The sequence below is a fragment of the Kitasatospora sp. GP82 genome, assembly GCF_029892105.1.
Taxonomy (GTDB): domain Bacteria; phylum Actinomycetota; class Actinomycetes; order Streptomycetales; family Streptomycetaceae; genus Kitasatospora.
On record NZ_JARZAJ010000097.1, the window covers coordinates 1 to 6426 of the forward strand.

General features: G+C 68.4%; 6 protein-coding genes and 1 pseudogene. 4 read left to right on the forward strand and 3 right to left on the reverse strand.

The annotated features are described in order from the left end of the window. Positions 1-93 precede the first annotated feature (93 nt). Positions 94-591, forward strand: coding sequence for a hypothetical protein (locus tag P3T39_RS36970; protein ID WP_280703712.1), 498 nt, complete (start codon positions 94-96; stop codon positions 589-591). Next, positions 578-889, forward strand: a complete 312-nt coding sequence (locus P3T39_RS36975) for a hypothetical protein (protein WP_280703713.1) — start codon at positions 578-580, stop codon at positions 887-889. Before P3T39_RS36970 ends, P3T39_RS36975 begins: the two co-directional genes overlap by 14 nt. Before the next feature lie 329 nt (positions 890-1218). Here the strand turns inward: P3T39_RS36975 and P3T39_RS36980 are convergent, their stop codons facing one another. The 3 genes from P3T39_RS36980 to P3T39_RS36990 form a co-directional block, all read right to left on the reverse strand. Then, positions 1219-2577 carry a GH1 family beta-glucosidase gene (locus tag P3T39_RS36980; protein WP_280703714.1) on the reverse strand — a complete coding sequence of 453 codons (1359 nt, stop codon included), beginning with the start codon at positions 2575-2577 and terminating at the stop codon, positions 1219-1221. 242 nt (positions 2578-2819) lie between these two features. Further along, positions 2820-3197, reverse strand: a complete 378-nt coding sequence (locus P3T39_RS36985) for a hypothetical protein (RefSeq protein WP_280703715.1) — start codon at positions 3195-3197, stop codon at positions 2820-2822. A 1087-nt stretch (positions 3198-4284) separates the two neighbouring features. Continuing rightward, positions 4285-4905, reverse strand: coding sequence for an SMI1/KNR4 family protein (locus P3T39_RS36990; protein WP_280703716.1), 621 nt, complete (start codon positions 4903-4905; stop codon positions 4285-4287). 203 nt (positions 4906-5108) lie between these two features. On the opposite strand from P3T39_RS36990, the gene P3T39_RS36995 reads away from it, so the two are divergent. Further along, positions 5109-5330, forward strand: coding sequence for a hypothetical protein (locus tag P3T39_RS36995; protein WP_280703717.1), 222 nt, complete (start codon positions 5109-5111; stop codon positions 5328-5330). Positions 5331-5613: 283 nt separating this feature from the next. Then, positions 5614-6189: pseudogene (locus P3T39_RS37000) on the forward strand (RHS repeat-associated core domain-containing protein); the annotation flags it as partial. Positions 6190-6426: the final 237 nt, after the last annotated feature.

Here is a 6426-nt window from a genome sequence, read left to right on the forward strand (position 1 = left end):
AAAGACCGCCCCTGATGGGTCATCAGCCAGCTACACTCACCGCGCGCAGCCTCTGAACAGGCAAAACGTCGAAGTCCTGCTGGAGTACTAGTTGTGCTGCTGGAGGAATTGCGGGAGGCGGGGGCGTCGGAACAGGGTATGGTGCTGGCCGACCGCATCGCCGCCGAAGCCCCGCTGCGCGGCTTGAGCCGTCTCCCTGGGCTGATATGGGCACTCCTGGAGGTTGGGCGGGCAGACGAAGCAACCAACCTGGCACGACGGGTGGCTGCGGATGCGCCAGTCGACACCGAGGAGTGGATGCCGGGGCTCCTCGACGCCGTGCGGGCCGCATCAACTGATCATGACGCCCGCGTGCTCGCCGAACGGGCTGCCACCCACGCGCCGCTCAACGACGAGCTCGACCGTGCCGCCCTGATAGGCGATCTTTGGGACGCGGGAGAACCCGTCCTCAGCATCCTGGCCGAGCGACTACCCGGCGCCGGCGGGTTCCGCCAACTCGTTGAGCTCGGGAACCTGAAGGAGCACTTCAAGTTCGGAAGGGAACCCGACGGAAGCCCCGCCCCGCCCTGGACGTGGGATGACCTCCAATGAAGCCAGCCAGTGGCCGCAGAGCGGCGAACTCATCCGCGGTATGTCACGCATCGCCGCCGTGGAGTCGCACTTCGTCGGCCTGCAACTCGCCGTGGGGAGGCGGCACGCCTGCGGCGACACCGTCGTCGTCGAGTGGAGCACCGACTACGGTGACGGCCGCGTGTACCGGAACGTCTCGATCGACGAGCTGCAAGACGGGAGGGCGGTTCGGGTGACCGACTACTGGTGCGGGCCGTTCACCCCTGCCCGCATGGCGCCAAGCACTGGCCGAACGCCTGGAGATGCCCCAAGGCGGTAGGTGGCCTGCCGCCAACGCCCTCACCCGGGACTGAGCTGGCACCATACCCTCGGCGCACCCGTTCCCCTGCGGGATCCGCCCTCGCGGTCCGACCATCACCGGGCCGCTCCTCGACGTCGACCGAGCCGTCATGGCCTCACGGCGACGATACGACGCAGCGGCACGGTGACCGACGACCGGCCATCGCAGGCCCGCGGCGTCCACCGGGACGGTCCGGACGGGCCTGCTGGATGGTCGTTTGGTGCGGCCGGAATCTCCGCCTACTGTCTTTCCACTGTCCAGTCGGGCGATGCCGATCCGCATCGCCTCCCCGGGGACCGCCGCAAGGCCTACCTCCCATGCCGGGCCCGGTGGGCCGCGATCAGCTGGCGATACCAGGCGTACGAGGACTTCGGGGTGCGGCGCTGGGTGGTGAAGTCAACGTGTACGAGGCCGAATCTTTGAGTCAACCCCTCTGCCCATTCGAAATTATCGATCAAGGACCACGTGTAGTAGCCCCGGACGTCCACACCTTGAGCCACCGCTGCAGCGAGGGCGTCGAGGTGGCTGGCCATGAAGTCGATGCGCGTCTGGTCGTTGACAGCACCGTCGGGACCGATCTCGTCGGCGACCGAGCAGCCGTTCTCGGTAATGGTGACCGGCGGCAGGGCGGCGCCGTAGCGGTCCCGCAGGTCGAGAAGGAGTTCGCGCAGACTGTCGGGAACGACCGGCCATCCGAAGGCAGTTCGCGGGACGTCCTCGATCTCGGCCTCGGCGAAGGGGAGGCCGCCGGGCTCGGTCGGGGCGGCGATCCGGGTCGGGTTGTAGAAGTTGAGGCCGAGCCCGTCCAGTCCGGGAGCGGCGATGAGCTCCAGGTCCCCGGGGCGGACGCACCCGCCGAGGTCCTCGCCGACGCCGTACGCGCTCAGGTCCGGGTAACTCCCCAGCAGCAGCGGGTCGGTGAACAGCCGGTTGTGCAGGGCGTCGTACGCGGCGGCGGCCGCCACGTCCGCCTCCGCCTTGCTCGCGGGCCACACGGGGGTGAGGTTATTGGAGATCATCACCTCGTGGCCGCGCTCGCGCAGCAGCGCCGCGGCCAGGCCGTGGCCGAGCAGCTGGTGGTGGGCGACCGGGAGCGCGTCGAGCATCAGGGTACGACCGGGGGCATGGGTGCCCAGCGCGTAGCCGAACACCATGTGCACGAAGGGCTCGTTGAGCGTGATCCAGGCCGGGACCCGGTCGCCGAGCCGGTCCGCGACGATCTCGGCGTACTCCGCGAAGCGATAGGCGGTGTCCCGGACGAGCCACCCGCCGCCGTCCTCCAGGGCCTGCGGCAGGTCCCAATGGAACAGCGTCGGCAACGGGGTGATCCCGGCGGCGAGCAAGGCGTCCACCAGGTGGTCGTAGAAATCGAGCCCGCCGACATTCACCGCACCGGCCCCGGCGGGCAGCACCCGCGACCAGGCGATCGAGAACCGGTAGCCGTCCAGGCCCAGGCCCCGCATCAGCGCGATGTCCTCGCCATAGCGGTGGTAGTGGTCGCAGGCTACCCGCCCGGTGGCCCCGTCCCGCACAGCGCCGGGCCGGGCGGCGAACACGTCCCACACCGAGGGCCCGCGCCCGTCCTCGTCCACCGCCCCCTCGATCTGGTAGGCGGCGGTCGATGCACCCCAGCGGAAACCCGCGGGCAGGTCGAGACGGTTCAGCATGTCCTGGCCCCTTCCAAAACACGAGTAGGGCTCATGTTAGTGGAACCCCACCGAAACACCAGATGCCGCAAGGTGATTCAGGAAACGGATGCGCGACAGAACCGTCAGGCAGCGCGCCACGCAGACGGTCCAGCGGAGGGTCGCAGGCACAGGACGACGCTGGCGGAGCCGCCGCCGAAATGCGGGCATCGCGGACAGCGCTCGCGATGAGCGCGATCCAGCCTCGGCCGATGCGATCACCACTACCCGGATGGCACCCCTCGCCGACCGCGGGTCATCGTCGAGCGGATCTGCTCGGGGAGGTCGGTGGACTTCCAGTAAGCCGAGTGCGTCCACAGTCCGGAGCTGGTCAGGTGAGGTACAGCAACGTCGTGCGGGGAGCTCTGGTCAGGCAGCCGGAAGACTCCGGCCGCGATGAAGGCGAGGACGTCGAGCGGCTCCCAGAGATTCGGCCAGCGGGCCAACGAAGCGGGCAGCTGCACCAACTGGTCCGGCTGGTACGGTCGCAGACGCCCGCCCCGCGGGTCGCAGACATGGAACAACGGTGCCTGGGACCCGATGGTCAATAGCGAGGAGATCCACAACGGCTGGTCGGCGGTGGCCATGTCGACCGCGATCACCCCGCCGAGGCTGTGGCCCCACCCGCACCGGCCGTTCCACACTCCGCCCGAGGTCCTGATCGACCGCATCGATGCGCTCGCGGATCCGAGTCTGGATGTCCGCCTGGTGACGCTGGTAGACAAGCACGTCCCCCAGAAACCGGGCCGTGCTCGGCGCCGATGTGCGTGCGCAGCGGGGTGTGCACCCGACCGGCCACGGCCGCCATCGTGGCACCGGTCACCTGGTCCAGGTCATGTAGAGCCTTCTTCACCCTGGCCTTCGCCCTGGCCTTCAGTCGTCCGACGCGTGAGCGGGTGCCTGTGCGGGGCAGCACACCGGCCGGGTCGCCGTCCTCGGCGGCGCCGGCCAGAGCTGCGCCGGTCAGAGCTGCGCCGGTCGCACGCAGCAAAGCCGGGTCGGCGACTTGCCGCAACCAAGTCGTTCGGGGCCACTCCTCGCGGACCACGGCCATGATCTCGTCGGTGTCGGTCCCGCCCCATGGCGCCCCGCGCGTTCTGGTGCACCTGGTCGGGAGCCCGCCCTCAACCCCTTCCTGCAGCCAGCTCAGCCGTTGGTCGTCGGCGCGAGCGCCTCGGGTCCCGGCCTGCAGCCGACCCTCTGGCGGCCAGTCCTCCAGCAACGCGGCCAACACGGCCAGCGCGTCCGGGTCGTCGATCGCCCCGGGTGTCGTCCGCGGCCCTGCTCTGGTTCCGCGGCGGCCGGTGGTCATCCTGGGAATCGTCGCGCCCACCCCGTCGTCATTGGCGCCGAGGTCACCCCAGAACAGGGGCTAAAGGGTCAGCGCGTTGCCGACCTGACTCCGCAGCAGCCGCACGGTCTCCTCGAACGCGGGTTCGTCGCGGTTGCCCACGCCGTGAATGACGAACACGGGACCGTCCATGACATTTGCCTTTCCCTCGGGAGGCGCTCTGGCTACTGAGGTTTTCTCAACGGCGTGGAGGGTCCATGAATGCGTGAGCGTGTCTGCGAGTAGAAGCATTCGATGAGCAGAGTCGAGACTCGGCGGGCAGCGACCCGGTAGCCGGGTCGCCGGGCCCTACCCGGCGGACCGGATGACCCGGCATGTCGAGTGAGAAGCCAACGGGGTTATTGACACAGGTAATTCAGGAATGCTGTGGCGTCGACTCCAGGTGCGCGGTCGGACAGGAGTGCGGCGAGCCGGTCGTGATAGGTGGGCGGCCAGCTTTCGTAGTCGTCCTCATCCTCACCGGGGCGGTTGAGGTGCTCCACGACGTAGGCCTGGGTGAGGCAAGCCAGCAGCATGAGGAAGTCAGCCGGCGTAGGTGCAACCCAGAACGGTTTCCATGAGCCTGTGCCGTGTATTGCAATGCCGACTCGGGTGCCCGGCACTGTGGTGTCGGCGATGAACGGATCTCCTGAGTGGTTGGCGATGACCACCCATTCGTCCGGCCACGCGTCCAGTCGGTGCCCGTCGTTGCCGTGCCAGCGGTAGCAGGACTGGTAGGACACCAGGTCCCGAGCAGGGGCGAGTGTGATCCCCCCGAGCGGGGCGGGGATATTGACCGTGTCGAGCGGCCCGGAAGTCCCGTAGAGGTTCCGCAGTTCCGCCGACAACGGCAGGTCCCGAGCCACCGTCTGAAGATCGGCAGCTGGGCAAGGTCCGAACCCTGCACTGACGCCGGCACGATGCAGCACCTCGATCAGCATCGCAATCGCTGACCCGATCACCTCCTCGGAGTTTGGCATGCTGCGGAGCATACGACTGGTTCTCGGCGGTGATCACTTCCAGATGCTGTTGAGCACGAGGCGGCGCGGGCGATGTCGCCGATTCGGCTGGGGCTGAGCGTGACGTGCTGCAGAGTGCGCCATCGTTGATTGAGCTCGGCGGCGGTGCGCTCGCCGAGGGCTCGCAGGTGCCGTAGCAGGGTGTTGAACATGCGAGTGTCGACGTGAAGTGCCTGTTCAGACTTGCCCTTTGGGCGTCGGACGTCGCCCTCACCCCGCAAGCGGCTTCCGCCCTCGCCTCGGGCACGGCAGCGGGCGCGAACATACTGCGCGAGATCTTCGGCTCCCTACCGGACGCTGAACTGGCCCTTCTCGACAGAGTGCTCGACGCCATCGACACCGCCATGGCCACCTCAGCGGGCAAGCCAGAAGGCCACGGCGCATGATCGAGCCGCTACGCCGAACCGTCCGACCACGGAGAACCCCGCTCGGGGGTACAAGCGAATCCAAGGGAGCGGTGCCGCCGGGATCTTCTGCGGCCCATGGCCAGGGATCGGGGTGTGGCGGCGATCGTCCGACGCAGGTTCACGGCTTGTCCGGTGAACGGCGCACTACGGAGAGCGCCCGACTGTCCGTCCACGTTGCGGGGTCTTCTGGCTCACACCACACTGCGGCGCCGACGGCACCCTCCGCTTCCACTTCACCTACGGCAAACCCGACCCCGCCACCGCCGAGGACCGCCTGACCGAGGTCACCACTCCCGACGGCGCCCGCTGGCAGTACCGCTACGACCCCTTCGGCCGACGGACCGCCAAGCTGCGCCTCAGCGAGGACGGCAGCGCCGAGGAACGGACCGACTTCACCTGGGACGGCCCGACTCTGGCGGAGCAGACCAGCCACGCCGCCTACCTGCCGGGGCCGCACACGCTCAGCTGGGACCACAACGGCCTGCAACCCGTCGCCCAGTGCGAGACCATCACCGCGCCCTCGGCCGGGAACCTCTCCGAGGACCAAGTCGATCGCCGCTTCTTCACCATCGTCACCGACCTGGTCGGCACGCCCACCGAACTCGTGGATCCTGCCAGCAGCACGATCGCCTGGCGTGCCACCCCGACACTGTGGGGCAACACCACCTGGCCAAGCGAGAGCACCACGTACACCCCGCTGCGCTTCCCCGGCCAGTACTTCGACCCCGAGACCCGCCTCCACTACAACGTCCACCGCTACTACGACCCGGAGACCGCCCGCTACACCAGCCCCGACCCGCTGGGCCTGGCCCCGTCACCCAACCCCGACGGCTACGTCACAACCCGCTCACCCAAGCCAATCGACAACCCGGAGCAGATCGCCCGCCTCGACATACGCCGAACCGACCGACTCGGCGGCCTCCTCCACGAATACCAACATGTGGCCTGAGCAGGGCGGATGACGTTTCCGGCAAGAGCAAGATCTTGGTGGCTAATTCCAAGTTCCTTGCGATGCCCCAGAGTTGAGTTGCTCTGGGGTGGCCCGGGGAGCGGTATCGGACCTGTTCCTTGGGCC